The sequence below is a fragment of the Nocardioides carbamazepini genome (genome assembly GCF_024614185.1).
GTDB lineage: Bacteria > Actinomycetota > Actinomycetes > Propionibacteriales > Nocardioidaceae > Nocardioides > Nocardioides carbamazepini.
Window position 1 is genome coordinate 435,121 of record NZ_JAHTLF010000016.1, and the last position, 16,823, is coordinate 451,943.

Annotated in this window: 13 protein-coding genes; 11 read left to right on the forward strand and 2 right to left on the reverse strand. The window is 69.5% G+C overall.

Annotation, left to right across the window (positions count from 1 at the left end; translation table 11 throughout):
• Genes KVF89_RS14840 through KVF89_RS14855 form a run of 4 tightly spaced genes read left to right on the forward strand, consistent with a single transcriptional unit; the run spans position 1 to position 4,036 of the window.
• The gene (locus KVF89_RS14840; protein WP_257426606.1) at positions 1–888 is read left to right on the forward strand and encodes an SDR family NAD(P)-dependent oxidoreductase; all 888 of its coding nucleotides are present in this window, start codon (positions 1–3) and stop codon (positions 886–888) included.
• Positions 885–1,724, forward strand: a complete 840-nt coding sequence (locus KVF89_RS14845; protein WP_257426607.1) for an alpha/beta fold hydrolase — start codon at positions 885–887, stop codon at positions 1,722–1,724. Before KVF89_RS14840 ends, KVF89_RS14845 begins: the two co-directional genes overlap by 4 nt.
• Complete coding sequence (locus KVF89_RS14850; protein WP_257426614.1) at positions 1,724–2,467, forward strand: hypothetical protein; 744 nt, start codon at positions 1,724–1,726, stop codon at positions 2,465–2,467. Before KVF89_RS14845 ends, KVF89_RS14850 begins: the two co-directional genes overlap by 1 nt.
• A gap of 12 nt (positions 2,468–2,479) precedes the next feature.
• On the forward strand, positions 2,480–4,036 hold the full coding sequence (locus KVF89_RS14855; RefSeq protein WP_257426615.1) for a long-chain-fatty-acid--CoA ligase: 1,557 nt from the start codon (positions 2,480–2,482) through the stop codon (positions 4,034–4,036).
• A gap of 15 nt (positions 4,037–4,051) precedes the next feature.
• Here KVF89_RS14855 and KVF89_RS14860 read toward each other — a convergent pair whose 3' ends face one another.
• A complete protein-coding gene (locus KVF89_RS14860; protein WP_257426617.1) occupies positions 4,052–5,704 on the reverse strand; it encodes a sigma-70 family RNA polymerase sigma factor in 1,653 nt (550 codons plus the stop codon).
• A 435-nt stretch (positions 5,705–6,139) separates the two neighbouring features.
• Between KVF89_RS14860 and KVF89_RS14865 the strand changes: the two genes are divergently transcribed.
• From KVF89_RS14865 to KVF89_RS14875, 3 genes are all read left to right on the forward strand, one after another.
• Positions 6,140–6,607 carry a hypothetical protein gene (locus KVF89_RS14865; RefSeq protein WP_257426618.1) on the forward strand — a complete coding sequence of 156 codons (468 nt, stop codon included), beginning with the start codon at positions 6,140–6,142 and terminating at the stop codon, positions 6,605–6,607.
• Entirely contained in the window at positions 6,604–7,359 is a 756-nt protein-coding gene (locus KVF89_RS14870; RefSeq protein ID WP_257426619.1) for a hypothetical protein, read from the forward strand. Before KVF89_RS14865 ends, KVF89_RS14870 begins: the two co-directional genes overlap by 4 nt.
• A gap of 94 nt (positions 7,360–7,453) precedes the next feature.
• Positions 7,454–11,989 (forward strand): SdrD B-like domain-containing protein, encoded by a 4,536-nt coding sequence (locus KVF89_RS14875; RefSeq protein WP_257426622.1) that lies wholly within the window; start codon positions 7,454–7,456, stop codon positions 11,987–11,989.
• 176 nt (positions 11,990–12,165) lie between these two features.
• Here KVF89_RS14875 and KVF89_RS30430 read toward each other — a convergent pair whose 3' ends face one another.
• On the reverse strand, positions 12,166–12,621 hold the full coding sequence (locus tag KVF89_RS30430; protein ID WP_257426624.1) for an Lrp/AsnC family transcriptional regulator: 456 nt from the start codon (positions 12,619–12,621) through the stop codon (positions 12,166–12,168).
• A gap of 191 nt (positions 12,622–12,812) precedes the next feature.
• Between KVF89_RS30430 and KVF89_RS14885 the strand changes: the two genes are divergently transcribed.
• From KVF89_RS14885 to KVF89_RS14900, 4 genes are all read left to right on the forward strand, one after another.
• A complete protein-coding gene (locus KVF89_RS14885; RefSeq protein WP_257426625.1) occupies positions 12,813–13,877 on the forward strand; it encodes a Glu/Leu/Phe/Val dehydrogenase dimerization domain-containing protein in 1,065 nt (354 codons plus the stop codon).
• Complete coding sequence (locus tag KVF89_RS14890; protein ID WP_257426626.1) at positions 13,874–14,239, forward strand: nuclear transport factor 2 family protein; 366 nt, start codon at positions 13,874–13,876, stop codon at positions 14,237–14,239. Before KVF89_RS14885 ends, KVF89_RS14890 begins: the two co-directional genes overlap by 4 nt.
• 97 nt (positions 14,240–14,336) lie before the next feature.
• The gene (locus KVF89_RS14895; RefSeq protein ID WP_257426627.1) at positions 14,337–15,101 is read left to right on the forward strand and encodes an MBL fold metallo-hydrolase; all 765 of its coding nucleotides are present in this window, start codon (positions 14,337–14,339) and stop codon (positions 15,099–15,101) included.
• 130 nt (positions 15,102–15,231) lie between these two features.
• Positions 15,232–16,707: an amidohydrolase family protein gene (locus KVF89_RS14900; RefSeq protein WP_257426628.1), complete on the forward strand. Its 1,476-nt coding sequence runs from the start codon at positions 15,232–15,234 to the stop codon at positions 16,705–16,707.
• Positions 16,708–16,823 lie beyond the last annotated feature (116 nt).

The following is a 16,823-nucleotide window of genomic DNA, read 5'->3' on the forward strand; positions in this document are numbered from 1 at the left end:
GTGTACGACCTCACCGACAAGGTCGCCCTCATCACCGGCGGCAATGGCGGGATCGGCGCCGCGACGGCCCGCACCCTGCTCGATCGCGGGGCCCGGGTGGTGATCGCCGACATCGACCCGGCGACGCCCGGTCGCGCCGGCGACCTGCATCCGACCAGCGCCTTGGGCTGCGTTGCCGACGTCCGTGACCCCTCCACGCTCGAGGCCGCCGTCACTCGGGCCGTGGACCACTTCGGGCGGCTGGACGTCGTGATCGCGAACGCCGGACTGCTCGCGAAGGCGGCCACCCTGCGCAACACGCCCACCGCGGACATCGAGGGCACCTTGGCGGTCAACGTGACGGGCGTGGCGAACACGGTGACCGCGGCGCTGCCCCAGGTGATCGCCCAGCAGGGCCAGGTCGTCCTGATCAGCTCGGTCTTCGCCTTCCTCAACGGCATGGGCACCATCCCCTACGCCATGAGCAAGGCGGCGGTCGAACAGCTCGGGCGCGGCCTCCGCGTGGAGATCGCGGCCCACGGCGTCTCGGTGCTCACGGCGTACTTCTCCCTCGTCCAGACCGACATGATCGCCCGCGGTGTCGACGAGGACCCGGTCGTCATGGAGCTGCTCGGTGCGCTCCCCAAGGTGATGCTCAAGCGCATCACCCCGACCCAGGCCGCCGCCAGCATCGCCGACGGCCTGGAGCGTCGATCGGCGCGGGTCATCCGCCCGAGCCTGTGGGGCCCCGTGTCCTCCCTGAGGGGCCTGCTCGGTCCCACCCTCGACACCCGCTTCAGTCGCGACCGCCACATCCTCGACATCCTGGCCCGCTTGGACGCTCGCCCAACGCCCGCGCCGACGCCTGCCGTCACGTCCGCAGCTCCCTCACGAAGGAAGAAGTCATGACCACCACCTGGACGACCACGCCCAACAAGACGGTTGACGTCGACGGCACCTCGTTCGCCTACCGCGAGCTGGGCGAGCCCGGCGGCGTGCCTGTCGTCTTCCTGCACCACCTGACCGCCGTGCTGGACGACTGGGACCCGCGCGTGCTCGACGGCGTCGCCGCGCAGCACCACGTGATCGCCTTCGACAACCGCGGCGTCGGGGGTACCGGCGGCCGAGTGCCGACCGGCGTGGCCGAGATGGGAGCCGACGCCATTGCCTTCATCCGTGCGTTGGGCTACGAGCAGGTCGACCTGATCGGCTTCTCGCTCGGTGGTGGCGTGGCCCAGATGGTCGCGCTCCAGGCGCCCGACCTGGTCCGCCGGATGGTGCTCGCGGGAACCGGGCCGCGCGGCGGCGGCGGCATCTGGAAGATGCCGTTCATCGTCGGGGCTGCCTACACGAAGGCGTTCCTGAGCCGGAAGGATCCGCGTCACTTCCTCTTCTTCCCGCGCACCACGGCGGGCAAGAAGGCGGCCAACGCCTACTTCGAGCGGCTCGCGGAGCGTACGTCCGGTCTGGACAAGCCGATCTCCCGACAGGCGGGCATCGCGCAGGTGCGGGCGATCACCAGCGCCGGCCTGCACCCGGCAGACGACCTGTCGCAGATCAAGATCCCGGTCTTCGTCGCCAACGGCGACAACGACCTGATGGTCGCCAGCGAGCACTCCAAGGACATGGCAGCCCGGCTGCCGGACTCGCGCCTACGGATCTACCCCGACTCCGGCCACGGCGGTGTCTTCCAGTACCACCACGAGTTCGTGCCCGAGGTCCTCGAGTTCCTGGGTGCGAAGTGATGGGTGGACCGGACTTCGTCACCGTCGACGCCTTCGGACGGCCGCCGGGCGGCCGGCTCCGATGGCGACGCGATCTCGCTCGCGCGATCGACAACGGTATCGGCGGCCTGCGTGGCGCGTCGGTGAACTACGCCAACAACGGCACCCACGCGCTCGTGCCCAGCCTCGTGCCGGGTGGGTGCGCCCTGGTGGCTGCCTGGGAGTCGGCGGAGGCGGCCGAGGCTGCCTTCGCCGGCCCGCTGCGCGGGGCCATCGACGGTCCTGGCCGGTTCAGCATGGACAGCGAGCTCGTGCGGGTGAGGATCGACTCCGAGTCCGAGCGCGACAACTGGCACGGCTGGCGGCCCAGCGCCGAGGGGGCCGAGCCGCTCGCCGAGGGCGAGCCCATGGTCGCGATCGTGCACGGCATCCTGCGCCGCGGCCGGCTCGTCGAGTTCCTGCGCAACAACGCGCACGCAGCGAGCAGGGCTGCCCACCATCCCGGGCATCGCGGCAGCATCGACATCTCGTCCCAGCTGCCGTACGAGCACACGTCGATCAGCCTGTGGAAGACCTACGGCCTGGCGCAGGACTTCGCCTACAAGAAGGGCGGGCACGCCAGCGCCATGACGCACGCGCTCAAGCAGAAGACCCACCGCGTCGGCGTCTTCCTCCAGGCCCGGCCCCTGGCCTGCACCGGCACGCTCGGCATCGACAAGCCGCCCTACCCCCGACTCCCGCAGGCGCTGCGCCCAGGACTCTGAAGGAGACCAACCATGCCGTCCTACAACCTGTCGCAGCTGCTCACCCAGACTGCTGACCGCTATCCAGAGCGGGTGGCCGTCGTGTTCGGCACCACCACGATCAGCTACCGCGAGCTGAACGCAGCCTCCAACCAGGTGGCGAACCTGCTCGCGTCCCGCGGCATCGCCCCCGGCGACAAGGTCGCGCTCTCGTGCCCCAACCTGCCCTTCTTCACGATCATCTACTACGGGATCCTCAAGGCCGGCGCGACCGTCGTGCCGCTGAACGTGCTCCTGAAGCGCCGCGAGGTGGCCTACCACCTGGCCGACTCCGACGCCAAGGCGTACTTCGCCTTCGAAGGCACAGCCGACCTGCCGATCGGCGAGGAGGCCTGGCGTGGGTTCCAGGAGAGCGACGGCTGCACGGAGTTCTTCCTGATCGAGTCAGGCGCCGGCGGCTGGACCGACGGCGAGGGGCCAGAGCTCTATTCCACTGCTGTTGCCGCGCAGGCGCCGACCTTCGACGTCGTGGCGTGCGACGAGGACGACACTGCGGTGATCCTCTACACCTCCGGCACCACAGGGCAGCCGAAGGGAGCCGAGCTGCGGCACCGCAACATGCGGGACAACGCGCTCGCCGGCGTCGACCTGTTCCGCTCCGACATCGAGCGCCCCGACACCTATCTGTGCGCGCTCCCGCTGTTCCACTCATTCGGGCAGACCGTGATGCAGAACGGCGCGCTTGCGTTCGGAGGCACCATCGTCCTGCAGCCGCGCTTCGAGGCCCATGCCGCGCTCGAGCTCATGGTGTCCCATCACGTGACCTTCTTCGGTGGCGTCCCGACGATGTACTGGGGGCTGCTGGGAGCACTCGACGAGAGCGTGGACGTTTCCACGCTCGCCAGGAACCTGCGAGTGGCGGTGGCCGGCGGGTCCGCTCTCCCCACCGAGATCCACAAGGAGTTCAAGGAACGGTTCGGGGTCACGATCCTCGAGGGCTACGGGCTTTCCGAGACCTCCCCGGTCGCCTCCTTCTCCACCTACGGCGAGGAGCCCCGCGTCGGGTCGATCGGGGTCCCCATCGCGGGCGTCGAGATGAAGCTCATCAACGACGATCGGTCGGACATCGCCGACCCGACGGGGATCGGCGAGATCGCGATCAAGGGTCACAACGTCATGAAGGGCTACTACGACCGGCCGGACGCCACCGGCTGGGCCATCAAGGACGGGTGGTTCCGCACCGGAGACCTGGCACGCAAGGACGACGACGGGTTCTACTACATCGTCGACCGGTCGAAGGACATGATCATCCGCGGTGGCTTCAACGTCTATCCCCGCGAGATCGAGGAACGTCTCATGGAGCATCCGGCCGTCTCCCTGGTCGCGGTGATCGGTGTGCCTCACGATTCGCACGGCGAGGAGATCAAGGCGGTCGTGGTCAGGAACGACGGCGACCGGACGACCGAGGCCGAGCTCGTGTCCTGGGCCAAGGACCAGCTGGCGGCGTACAAGTACCCACGCATCGTCGAGTTCGCCGATGCGTTGCCCATGACCGCAACAGGGAAGGTCCTGAAGCGCGCCTTGGGTTAGCGACCTGATCGGAGGTCAGAAGCTCGGGCTGAGACCGACGGGCCGAGTGTTGTTCGTGACGTCGGGATCGTCGTTGCCCGCTCCGGTGACCGTCGCGGAACCGGTCGGACCGACGGCGAACATGACGAGGGCGAAGGGAGTCACCGGGAGTCCGGGGACAAAGGGATAGCGACAGGTGACCGTGTCGAAGAAGTACGGCTCGCCGTCGGGGTCGCCCGACTCGATCGGCCCGCAGTCCCACCCGTCGGAGGTTCGTTGGACGAATCCGGTCAGCTCGTCCATCGAGAGAACGAGCTCGATCGAGAACGGCACGGCGGGCGAGCTCGTCTCAGCCCGGATGGGCACGGTGAGGAGCCAGCGGTCCGCCGTGGTGGTGGGCTCCAGGGTCGGCACGTCCATCGCGAGGTCGACCGGCTGCGGGTCGTGCTCGGGCGCGGAGGTCGGCGGCGGTGGGCCCGTCGATGGTCCGGGGGTGGGAGTCGGGGCGACGAACGGCGCCGGCCCTGCAGGGCCACCAGCCGGGCTGCGGGGAGGCGTTGTCGGGCTGGGCGGAGGCGGTGCCGGGGTCGAGGGTAGCGGTGTCGGGGTGGGAGACGGCTCCGTCGGGGTCGGCAGGGTCGGGACGTTGGACCTTGGCGGGCCCGCCGAGGGAGCGTGATGAGCTTCGGGTGGGGCTGTCGTCAGTGCGGCTTCGTGCGCCTGTGGATCACGGTCGCCGGGGGGCGCCAGGGTCCGGGCCAGCACGACGGCTAGCGCGAGGCAGAGGCCAGCGATCGCCACGACGAGCCCCGCGGTCGTGGCCCCGCCCGCCGCGACGCCCGGTGCGACGCCCGGCGTCGCCGGTGTGGCCTCCGACCGTCGGCCCTTCGGCCGCCCGCTCATGACCGGCAGCGACGCTGCGGCGAGCGGGCCGAGGATGGCCGGGCCGAGCAGCGCCCCGAGCTTGCTCGGCGTGAAGGACGCGAGTTCGAGGATCGCAGCACGACAGGAGGTGCACCCGTCGAGGTGCTGGTCGACCTGATCGGTCTGCCTGGCGCCCAACCGGCCGCGTACGTAGGCAGGTATCAGCTGGCGGACGCGCCGGCACGTGGTGTCCTCGGCCAGAGCGAGGTGCTCGGCCAGGTACGCCTGACGCAGGCCTTCCCTGGCTCGAAAGGTCAGCGCAGCGACGGCGTTGGGGGTGAGCCCGAGGAGTACGCCGATGGCGGCGGGCGATTCCTGTTCCACGCAGCTGTGCCAGAGTGCGACCTGCCACCGTTCCGGTAGTGAGCGGAAGGCGCGGGCGAGGACGGACGACTCGTCGCGCTGTTCGGTTTCGTCAACGATGTCCAGGTCGGCATCGACCGTGGCGTAGTCCTCGATCCACACGAAGTTGCTGTCCGCACGGACGTGGGTGACATAGGCGTTGTGGACGGTCCTGAGCAGGTAGGGGCGGAACGCGAAGTCCGGCCCGCCGCCGCGTTGAAGAACCGAGTAGATGCGGGTGAACGCGTCGGAGACGATGTCGTCCGACGACGACTGCCCGACGAGCCTGTCGGCAAGTTGCTTGGCCGCGGCGCTGTGCCGACCGTAGAGAGTCGCGAACGCCGCAGCGTCGCCATCGCGTGCGCGCGTGATGAGTTGAGCGTCGCTCAGTTCATCACGCCTGCCGGCGGACAAGTCAGTCACAAGACACAAGACGTAGCGATCCGCTCCTGCTTACGGAGAAGCCACACGACTTTCAAGATTTGGGACACATGCCGGTGTTGCGACGATTTTCACCCGTCGCGCGTCATCCCGTCGGCCTCCCGGGCGTCCTTCCCACCAGCACGAGTGAGAACGAGGGCATCTCGCCGAGAACCTGAGGGGAGAAGAGGCGTGCGCATGCGAACCTGGACTCGAGAGCCTGGCGGTCGGGCCGAAGGCGGCACCCGAGTGGTCGACCGGAGAATGACCCCCCTCGTGGAGGCATACAGACTCGGCCGCGATCCCCGGCCAGCGGCCGCGGAGGTCGCCGCCCAGTGCGCTCGGGACGGGGAGTCGCTCGACGTCTTCCTGGATGGCTTCAGCGCCTGTCTGGCCGCGGAGGGGATGACCCCGCCTGACAGCGCCACGTGGAGGAGCGTGAGCCTCGCATGGGCGGACGCGTACTCGGCCCGGTACCACCGGATCAGCTGCATCGACGAGGCATCCGGGCTGCACTCGGTGCAGCACCTGCAGAGCCAGGTACGGCTGCTGCTGGCGCGTGAGCCGTCGCGCCCCCTCCTGGCCCACCCCGGCGCCAGCACGTACGTCCTGTTGGTCGCCGAGCTGCCTGTCGAGCTCATGGCCTCTCCGCACTTGGCGATGCTGAAGGACGAGCTGATCTGTCGGACACCGCCAGGGACGGTGCTCGCGGCGTTGTCGGGCAGGCGCTACGCCGCGCTGCTGCACCGCCGGCCGGCAGCAAGCGAGCTGGCCGGACGCATCGACCGCTCGCTCTCGGACCGGCTGGGGGTCACTGAGCGAGGCCATCGTCCCCGGGTGTGGACCGAGGGCCTGCCACACGAGATCGAAGGTGCCTCGCACCTCATCGCGGAGCTGGCTCGATGACCGCGGCCTTCGGGCGGCCGGAGGGCTCATCCGACCGGGTGACGGGCCACCACGGGACAGCCGACCGGGTGCGGGCCCTGGCGACCAGCTATGCGGAGAACGGCGAGTCGCTGGAGGTCCTGTATGCGGACCTGGACCTGGTGATCGATGCGGGCGACCGCGCGGCGCACGACGACCTGCTTCGGTTGGCGGGCAGGACGTGGGCGGACGCGTTCATGACCCGGCTCAACCGACTGACGTGCGCGGACCCCATCACCGGCCTGTCCTCCGTCGACCACCTGACGACACACGTCGAGTGGTTGGGCGGGCGGGGCGGCGGCTTGGAGGACCGGGTGTTGGTGGTCGTCGACGTCGTCAGCAGACGAGACGACGTTGGTCGCCGCAACGAGAAGCAGTTCCGACGAAGGCTGCGGATCGCCGTAGTCGCTGACACACTCGACGCCTGGTTCGGGACCGCGGGTGTCGTGGGGGCCGCGGTGAGCTCTCGTCGGGTCGCTGTCGTGGTCCATCGGCAGGAGGCCCTCGTGATGCGGGCCGCCGACCTGGCGGAGTCGATCACGACCCGGCTTCGGCTGGCCTCGGATGGACACGCGGCGAGAGTCGGTGTCGTGCCGCTGCCAGCAGAGGTGGCCGATGCCGTCTCGATGATCCAGGACCTGGGGCGGCCGCCAGCGGAGCCGGCCCGCGCCGGCTCCGATGACCTCCGCGCCGATTCCGGGACTGTCGGCAGGAAGTTCTCGGGGCCCGCGTAATGGCGGCGCGGTCTCCCCGTCCTTTCGAGGAGCTCGACATGGATCGGGCACGCCCGAACGAAACGTTCCGTCGCTTCATGAGGAGAACCACGTCATGCCTCTCTGCTCCCGTTGGGCCCACGCGCCAGCGGCCGACCTCTGGCGCAAGCTGGTCGTCGCCGTGTCGTGCGCCCTGCTCGTCCTCACGATCGGATTGCCTGTCTCGGCGGCGTCCGCTACCGACGCGGAGGTCCGCGTAGCCGGGGATCCCGCCGCGTCCGACCCGCCTCCCCAGGAGGTGACCGAGTCACCCGCGCCTGAGACGACCGATGTGCCGGAGTCCGAGGGAGCGTCCGAGGAGTCCACCGAGTCGCCGGAGCCGGAGCCGGAGCCGGAGAAGCAGTCCGCGTCGCCAGAGCCGGAGAAGCAGAGCAAGACGCCCGGGCCCGACGAGGAGGGCGAACCGGAGGCCGAGAAGTCCGATGAGCCCCGGAAGCACAACGCGACGGGCCTCATGGCGATGATCCTGGCAGCGCTGGGCGAACCGACGCTCAGCGTCACGCTCGCCCAGAAGACCGGCACCCCGGACTTCGACCCCGACGATGCTCCGGGCCACGACTCGAGCGCCGACAACGACATCGTGCGGACCAACGACACCGTGACCTACACGGTGGGCGTCCGCTACGAGGGTGAGGACCAGACCGACCCCGCGATCACCTTCACCCTCCCGCAGGGCGAGGAGCTCGTGCAGCTGCCGCCGTTCTGCCTGGCCGGATCCTCGGTCACGCCGGCCAGCGTCGGCGATCCTGCCATCCCGGTCACCAGCACGTCCTACCAGTCCCTGCCGACCCAGACCGTGGTCTGCGTCGTGGACGACCAGACCCAGGGCACGTCACTGGACTACGACTTCATCGCCAAGGTCCGCCCCGAGGTCCCCAACGGCACCGACCTCGACCCGGTCAAGGCGACCGCGACCTCCGACCAGGTCACCACGCCGGCCGAGTCCAACACCGTCGAGCACACGGTGTCGGCCGCCGCCCAGTTCGACGTCTCCAAGCGGGGGACCGCGGTCGCGGAGAACACCGGCCCGTACAACCAGGACCCGGGCTTCCAGGAGTGCGAGTTCGACACCAGCAGGACCTGCCGCACCGTCTACTACCCGCTCACGGTCGACGCACCGTCCGGCGGCAAGGGCGTCACGCCGCTGGCCTCTCCGATCACCCTGACCGACGACCTGACCCCGGCCGCGTTCTTCGGTGCCACGGCCTGGGCCCAGGCCGTGGCGACGGTCGGTTCCGAAGCCGCGGCGACAGCTGCCTATGCCCCCCGGCTGAGTGCGTGCCGTGATGTCCAGACGATGTACACCGGGCTGCCCTACAGCCGCGGCAACCCGCCTGACAAGCACACGGTGAGCGACTCCGGCGCGATCGACTGCCAGCAGCCCGGCGGCACCGGCACCCCGGTGAACATCACGATCACCGATGCCGACACCACCGGCTATCACGTCCCCACCACGATCTTCGGGACCGGCGCAGCCATCGACGCCGACACCGGCTACGTGATCTCGTACGAGATCAAGCTGCAGATCCCGGTCGACGCGATCCGCGACCTGGGCGTCCTCGGGGCCGACGGCGTCACCAAGACGCTGCCGACCGAGAACACCTTCGTGGACGTCGAGATGACCGACGTCGCAGGCAACCCCAACACCGGTGAGGTCGTCGCGAACAACAACCGCACCGCTGTGCTGTCCATGCGGCAGTCGGAGGGTGGAGCCGGCGAGGGGTTCGACAAGTTCTTCTCCAGCCCGATCGGCTACGCCAAGAACACGTCCCGCGGTGACTTCAGCTGGATGTCCGGCTACCTCTATGAGGGCCCGCCCGGCTCCGGAACGGTCCACGACGGCAACACCGTCGTGTTGCCCGGACAGCCGGTCCTCAGCAACCTGCAGTTCAGTTCCTGGAACGGCGTGCCGCAGTCGGGCACCGAGTTCTCCCGCACCTACGTGGGCTGTGACGTCTGGGACGACGCCCAGCTCGGCCTGACCCCTGGCAGTTACGCGGGAACGGGTCCGGCAGAGAACCTCCGGCCCTCCAACGGTGATGCCGCCTGGATCTCGTACTTCCGCAACGGCATCGGCACCGACCAGCCGATCACCGACCTGCGCAACCTGAAGATCGAGTACGCCAGTGGCCCGGCCGGTCCGGGAGCAGCGTCCGACTGCTCGACGGGCACCTGGTACGACAGCCCGAGTGCGGTACCCGGTGCTGTGCTGGACGCGGACGGCGTCTATTCCGGGGTCAACCGGGTCCGCGTCTCCTTCAGCTCGGACTACACCGGCAACGGGGACAGCTTCGCGGTCAACCTCGCGATCGGCCAGACCGTTCGGGACGACGCCGGTGACCTCGGTGACGTGATCGGCAACTGGGGCTCGCGCAAGTGGGTCGAAGGACTGACCGACATGGACGGCGTGATCAACGACCCCAAGGCCTACGACACGTCGAGCTACGACCCCGAGACGCACCAGTCGTCGTGGGGCGACCGCCTGACGATCGGTGGTGTCACGGCCCGAATCAACAAGTTCGTCAAGCATCCGGGAACAGGCGAGTTCACCGACAGCGCGGTGCCGCAGTACACGGCCGGCTCGCAGGTGGACTACCGTCTCAACCCGACGCTGACCGCGGACGTGCCGGCGGGTGTGACCGCGGACGCCGTCGTGGAGGACTGCCTGCCGGAGTACCAGCAGTTCGTCTCCTCCAAGCGCGGCAACGGTGACCCGATCACACCGGTCCTGGTGCAGGACGGTGCTCCTGCCGGCTCCGAGCTGGCGTGCCCGGCCGGCCGGATCTACGTCAAGTGGGACCTGGGCGAGAGCGTCGTCAACGAGACCATCGACCCGATCGTCTACACGGTCGAGATCCTCGAGACCGCGCGCAACGCCGTGTACACCAACACGACGCTGGTCAGCTCCTCGAAGGATCCGTCGCCGGCTTCGGCGCGTGACGACGAGGCGCAGATCCAGCTGGTCCTGCCGACCGGCATCAAGATCGCCAAGTCGACTCCGCAGAGCATCGTGGAGATCAACCCCGACGGCGTGCAGACGCCCCGGACGCTGAAGTGGACCGTGGACTTCGCCAACATCGACTCACCGATCGACGTGTCGGACGTCGACGTGATCGACGTGCTGCCGGCACAGGGCCTCGGGGGCACCCACTTCACGGGTGACCTCACGTTCACCTCGGCGGCGGTCTCGGCGGGGACAGGCATCACGATCCTCTACACCGCACAGGCGCCGGCCAGCCTGCACGCAGATCCGGACCACGCGTCCAACGGCGCCGCGGGTGCGACCGTGTGGTGCGACGCCGCCGACGGCGGCGCCGTGATCTCCGGCACCGGGACCGCGGCGGACTGCCCGAGCGGGGAGTCGGACGTGACCGGACTGCGGTTCTTGCGGCCCGGTGACTTCACGCCCGCCGACGCGATGTCGGTCGACATCGTGATGACGCCGACCGAGAACAAGGGTGGCGACGTCTACGAGAACGTGACCGCAGGTCGCGCCCAGGGAGTGACGCAACCGGTCGGTCCTGCCCAGCGGAAGATCGAGATCATCGAGTCGTCGGTCGGCAACCTCGTCTGGGAGGACCTCGACAAGGACGGCATCCAGGACGCTGACGAGCCTGGTGTGCCGAACTTCCCGGTGACGCTGGTCGGTGAGGACCTCGACGGCAATCCCGTCAGTCTGAGCACCACGACGGGCGCCGACGGGAAGTACTCCTTCGAGGGACTGGCCTCGGGCACGTACAAGGTCACCTTCGACCCGAACGCCCTGACGTCGAACACGACGTTCACCACCCAGGACGCGGGGAGCGACGATGCGGCTGACTCCGATGGCGACATCACGACAGGCGAGACCGTCGAGTTCACGCTTGCCCCGAACTCGTCCGACCTCACGTGGGACCAGGGCCTGGTCATCGACCGCAACGTCGACATCACGATCGACAAGCTGCTCGTCGGCCAGACCGCTCCTGACCAGGCTCGCAAGGCGACGGTGACCTACGAACTCGTGGTCAAGAACGCAGGAACAGCTGTCGGTACCTACGACCTGGCCGACAAGCTGAGGTTCGGAGGCGACATCGGGATCGACTCGGTCAAGGCGTCGAACACCGCACCCGGGGACATCGCGACCGATCCGGCCTTCGACGGCGCCGCCCACACCACGCTCGTGGAGGACAAGACGATCGCCGGTGGTGCCACGCACGTCTACAAGGTGACGGTCGAGGCGACGGTCCCGACCAGCGTCACGCAGGCGGCGCGGGACTGTCAGCTGGTCGGGTCGGAGACCGGTACGGGCTACCTCAACGAAGCCCGGCTCACCGTGGACGACGAGGTCCGTACCGACACCGCCTGTGGCGAGGTGCCGCCGGAGAAGCCCGGCGACCCCGGCGTTCCGAGTGTCCCGGGCGATCCGGGCGGACCGGGTGACTCCGGCGGTCCGGGTGACTCGGGCGACGCGGGAGGCTCGATGCTGCCGAACACCGGCGGACCCGGTTGGTGGATCGTCGCGGCCGGCCTGCTCGCCCTGCTCGCCGGTGGATTCCTCGTGAGCCGCCGACGTGAGGAGGACGAGGTCGGCGTCACGCAGCAGCCGAACTGAGCCGAGGGTGGGCCGCCGGCACCATGCCGGCGGCCCACGTCGGGTACGACGTCCGCGCGGCCCGGCCCAGCCGCAAGGCGGGGCCATCCCGGAGTCGCCTTGCGTGCCCGCGGCCACGTCGAACGGCCGCGACCTTCTGGCTGCATGCGGAGCCGAGGTCGGATGCCCAGAGCTCCTCAGGCATCGCCTTGTGGGGATGGGTCATTCGTTCGTCGATCCCACGCGGCCAGGATCATCAACGTCTTCGTGTCGGTGACGTTCTCCATGCGGCGGAGCGTGTTGACCACCGTATGGAGGTGGCCGACGTTGGCCACCTGGAACCGCACCAGCACGTCGGGATCGCCGGCCATCACGTAGTACTGCGTGATCTCCGGTACCCGATGGGCGATGTGCTGCATGCTGTCTCCGCTCGTCTCTCCACTCAGGCGCAGCTCCGCGAAGGCGTCCAGGCCGCCGACATCATCGTCGTTGACGAGCGTGACGTAGCCCTGGATGACCCCACTGGACTCGAGCCGGGCGATACGCCGACCGGTGGCGGCGCTGGAGAGACCGACTCGTCTTCCGATCTCGCTCACCGGCGCGCGGGCGTCGTGCCGCAGTAGGTCGATGATGGCTCGATCGAGTCGGTCCACGTCGTCCCCTCAGTCAAGATCGTGCGTCAGACGATCGCATCGTACGCCCATATCGGGACATCGCCGCTGATGACGGCGAGTTGTGCGCACTTGGTGCGCAGTCATTGCGTCGCAGCGAAGGCCTTGGGAGCGTGATGCCCCGCCGTGGCCGATCGCCGGCGCCGGCGCCTGAACGCGACTTGGAGGCCCGAATGCAGGTAAGTGACGTGCCGGAGCACCTCACCACCGAACGGCTCGTGATCTGCTCCGATGCCGACGCCGGACTGCGGGCGGTGATCGCCATCGACGACACCACCTCGGGTCCCGGCTTCGGCGGCGTCCGCATGCGCTCCTACCCGACCGTCGGAAGCGCGATCGACGAAGCACAGCGACTGGCCGCCGCGATGACCGTCAAGAACACACTCGCCGGCATCCCGTACGGCGGGGCGAAGTCGGTCATCATGACCGACGGCGACCCCGGCGACCCCGGCGACCGAGAGCGACTGATCCGGAGGTTCGGCCAGTTCGTGGCGGACCTCGGCGGTGCCTATCTGCCGGGTGTCGACATGGGGACGAGCCCGGACGACATGCAGCTGATGGCGGAGATGGGGGCCGACACCACCTGTGCGGACGAGGATCCGTCGCCGTGGACCGCGGCCGGCGTGTTCCACTCCATCCGCAGCGCGGTGCGGCACCGGTCGGGCACGGACTCGCTCGAGGACGTCCGCGTGCTGGTCCAAGGCGTCGGGCACGTCGGAGCATCGCTGGCGGCCCAGCTGGCCGAAGCGGGCGCACTCGTGGACGTGTCGGATGTCGACGCCGCGCGTGCCGCGGACGTCGCCCGCGCCGTCGGAGGCGCGGTCGTGGACCCTTCCGGGGTCCTCGACCATCCCTGTGACGTCTACAGTCCCTGCGCCGTGGCCCGGGTGATCACCCGCGAGACCCTTGCGCGGCTCCGGTGCACCATCGTCGCCGGCGGTGCCAACGACACGCTCGACGACGACGCGTGTGCGGACGACCTGGCCGCCGCCGGCATCTTGTTCGTCCCGGACTTCGTGGCGAACTCGGGTGGTGTTCGGTTCGTCCATGTCCGCAGGACCGGTGGCGGCGTGGACGACATCCGGACCGCCGTGACCGCGATCGGCGACCTGGTCACCGACCTGCTGGAGTCCGCGTCCCGCGCTGGCGTCACCCCGGTCGGCGCGGCCCGGGCACGTGCTCAGGAGATCCTGGCGCAGCGCCGGGGCGGCCGGGCCCGGACCCTGGCGCAGGCGTGAGTGAACTGAGCGGCGACGCCCTGGTGCGCCTCTACTACCACACCGTCGACACCGCGGACGCGGCCGCGGTGGTCAGCCTCTTCTCCGAGGAGGCGGCGTACCGGCGGCCCGGATATCCGCCGATGGTCGGTCGCCAGGCCCTGCTGCAGTTCTACGGGAGCGACAGAGTCATCGAGGCAGGTCAACACCGCATCGCCCAGGTGGTCAGTGGCTCCGACCCGACACAGGTCGCGGTGGCCGGCCGCTTCACCGGCCGGTTGAAGGATGGCTCGCAGGTCGACCTGGGCTTCGCGGACTTCTTCACGGTGCGGGACTCACTGATCGTCGCGCGCGCCACCTTCTTCGACTCCCCGGCCGTCTGACACAGTCGGGGCCGTCGCGTACGTCGCCGCCGGCCGGTCCCTGGCGCCGGTCGGCAGGTCCGCCACATCAAAGCTGTCGATCATGAAGGACACTGGTATGGGTGCAGGACCCGCTCCGGGTGCAGATTGGTTCCGTGTCGAGAGCATCGCGCCGGGCATCTCCCGCGTGGAGGAGCCCTGGGTGCATGGGCTGCTCCGGGCCAACATGTGGCACGTCCGCGGCCGTGAGCGCGACCTGGTCGTCGACGCCGGTCTGGGCGTCGTCTCGTTGCGGGAGCACCTGCCTTCGCTCTTCGAGCACGATCCGATCCTCGTCGTGACCCACGCCCACCTCGACCACGTCGGGGCGGCCCACGAGTTCGACGACCGGCGCATGCACGCAGCGTGCGAGATCGACGGTGCTCTCGCGGCCTCCCTGCGCGGCCCGGAGCTCGCCCGGCTGATGGGCCAGGAGTGGGCACTGCCCGAACTGCTCGTCGAGGCGCTGCCGATGCCCACCTACGAGGTCGACGAGTACGCGATCACCGCTGCTCCTGCTACGACCGAGCTGAACGAGGGCGACGTCATCGACCTCGGCGACCGGCAGCTCCGTGTCCTCCACCTGCCTGGCCACACCCCCGGTTGCGTGTGCCTGTACGACGAATCCGACGCCGCCTTGTTCAGCGGCGACGTCATCTACGACGGCGAGCTGCTCGACCAGCTGCACGAGTCCGACATCGCCGCCTATGTGCACACCATGCGCAGGCTGCGGTCGCTGGAGATCGAGGTCGTCTACCCCGGTCACGGCGATCCGTTCGGCGGTGAGCGTATGCGGGACATCATCGACGGCTACCTCCGCTCGCGCGCGCAGCAGCCGCGCTGAGAAGCGTGGCTGCTGGGCGGGACGTCTCGCATTCCGACGACGCGCCGCGGTCGATTTCGTACGGATCGATGAGGCGACGACCAGCACGCGGGCGCGACGGTGGGACCATGAGACTTCGTGAGGTCCAGGGATGAGCCGCTCCGGAGCCTCGCACGACCTGGCGATCGTGGGCGGGCGGGTCGTCGACCCCGAGACCGGGCTGGACGCGGAGCGCAACGTCGGGATCGTCGGCGGCCGCATCGCGAGTGTGACGGCGGACGCGATCACTGCCCGGCACACCGTCGAGGCGCATGGTCTCGTGGTCGCTCCCGGATGGATCGACCTGCACAGCCATGCGCAGACCGTTGCCGGCGGTCGGCTGCACGCTCGGGACGGAGTGACCACTGCACTCGACCTGGAGGGTGGGCTGCTGGACGTGGCCGGCCACTACGCCCGGGCCGGCGAGGAAGGTCGGCCGATCAACTACGGATACTCCACGTCATGGCAGCAGGCGCGGATGCTCCACGTCGGTGCCCTGCCGACCGGCGAGCTGGTCGACATCCTCGGCCACTTCGGTGATCCCGCGTGGAAGCGCACGGCGAGCGACCGCCAGCTCGACCGGATCGAGGAGCATCTGCGCCGGGACCTGGCCGACGGCGCCATCGGGATCGGGCTCCTGGTGGGTTATGCGCCGGGTGTCGATCCCGCCGAGTACGTGCGGATGTCGGCGGTGGCCGCCGACACCGGCACCGCGACGTTCACCCACGCCCGCGACCTGGTCGAGCACGTGCCGCACGCGGTCATCGACGGGGCGGAGGAGCTGGTGCGGGCGGCGGAGTCGACCGGGGCCCACAGCCACTACTGCCACATCAACAGCACCTCGCTGTGGGACATCGACCGCGTGCACGATCTCATCGAGCGCTCACCCGCGCGGGTCACGACCGAGGCCTACCCGTACGGCGCCGCGGCCACCTCGATCAGCGCCGACTTCCTCGCGCCGAACCGACTGCACGAGCACCGGCTCACGCCCGCGTCGATCGTCTACTCGCCGACCGGCGAGCGGATCGCCGACGCAGCGCGGCTGGACCATCTGCGCGCCACCGACCCGGGCGCGGTCGCGATCATCCACTACCTCGACGAGCACGAGCCTCGGGACCAGGAGGTGCTCCGCCGCGCGCTCGGCTTCCCCGGAACCGTCATCGGCTCGGACGCGATGCCGCTCAGCTGGCCGGCGGCAGTTGCGGACCCGCAGGCGTGGCCGCCGCCGGACCTGACCGTGCACCCCCGCGGCGCGGGTACCTTCTCCCGCTACCTGCGGCGGTACGTGCGGGAGCTCGGCACGGTGTCGCTGGTCGACGCGATCCACCAGTGCACGCTCGGACCCGCGCAGATCCTGGAGCCGTTCGTCCCCGCGATGAGGACCAAGGGACGGATCCGGACGGGTGCTGATGCCGACCTGGTCGTGTTCGACCCCGACACGGTCACCGACCACGCGACGTACGACGCCGGCACGCGAGCCTCGACGGGCTACGCCGCGGTCGTGGTCGGCGGTGAGCTCCTGGTCGAGAACGACGTCCTGCGCCTGGACGTGCTGCCCGGCCGCCCGGTCCGGGCGGTCGCGCAGTGAGCGCGTGCGCCTGCGACATCGACGGGCTTCGTCGAGAAGTCCAACTCCGGCACCGCCTTTGGTCGTCGCGGACGGTGCGATTCGATCGCCGGATTCCTAGCGTGGCAGTCCCGGCG

What these genes read in the sequence shown, in the direction of transcription:
- KVF89_RS14845 (WP_257426607.1), top strand. Translation starts at nt 885, where the DNA reads ATGACCACCACCTGGACGACCACGCCCAACAAGACGGTTGACGTCGAC.
- KVF89_RS14850 (WP_257426614.1), top strand. Translation starts at nt 1,724, where the DNA reads ATGGGTGGACCGGACTTCGTCACCGTCGACGCCTTCGGACGGCCGCCG.
- KVF89_RS14855 (WP_257426615.1), top strand. Translation starts at nt 2,480, where the DNA reads ATGCCGTCCTACAACCTGTCGCAGCTGCTCACCCAGACTGCTGACCGC.
- KVF89_RS14870 (WP_257426619.1), top strand. Translation starts at nt 6,604, where the DNA reads ATGACCGCGGCCTTCGGGCGGCCGGAGGGCTCATCCGACCGGGTGACG.
- KVF89_RS14875 (WP_257426622.1), top strand. Translation starts at nt 7,454, where the DNA reads ATGCCTCTCTGCTCCCGTTGGGCCCACGCGCCAGCGGCCGACCTCTGG.
- KVF89_RS14885 (WP_257426625.1), top strand. Translation starts at nt 12,813, where the DNA reads ATGCAGGTAAGTGACGTGCCGGAGCACCTCACCACCGAACGGCTCGTG.
- KVF89_RS14895 (WP_257426627.1), top strand. Translation starts at nt 14,337, where the DNA reads ATGGGTGCAGGACCCGCTCCGGGTGCAGATTGGTTCCGTGTCGAGAGC.
- KVF89_RS14900 (WP_257426628.1), top strand. Translation starts at nt 15,232, where the DNA reads ATGAGCCGCTCCGGAGCCTCGCACGACCTGGCGATCGTGGGCGGGCGG.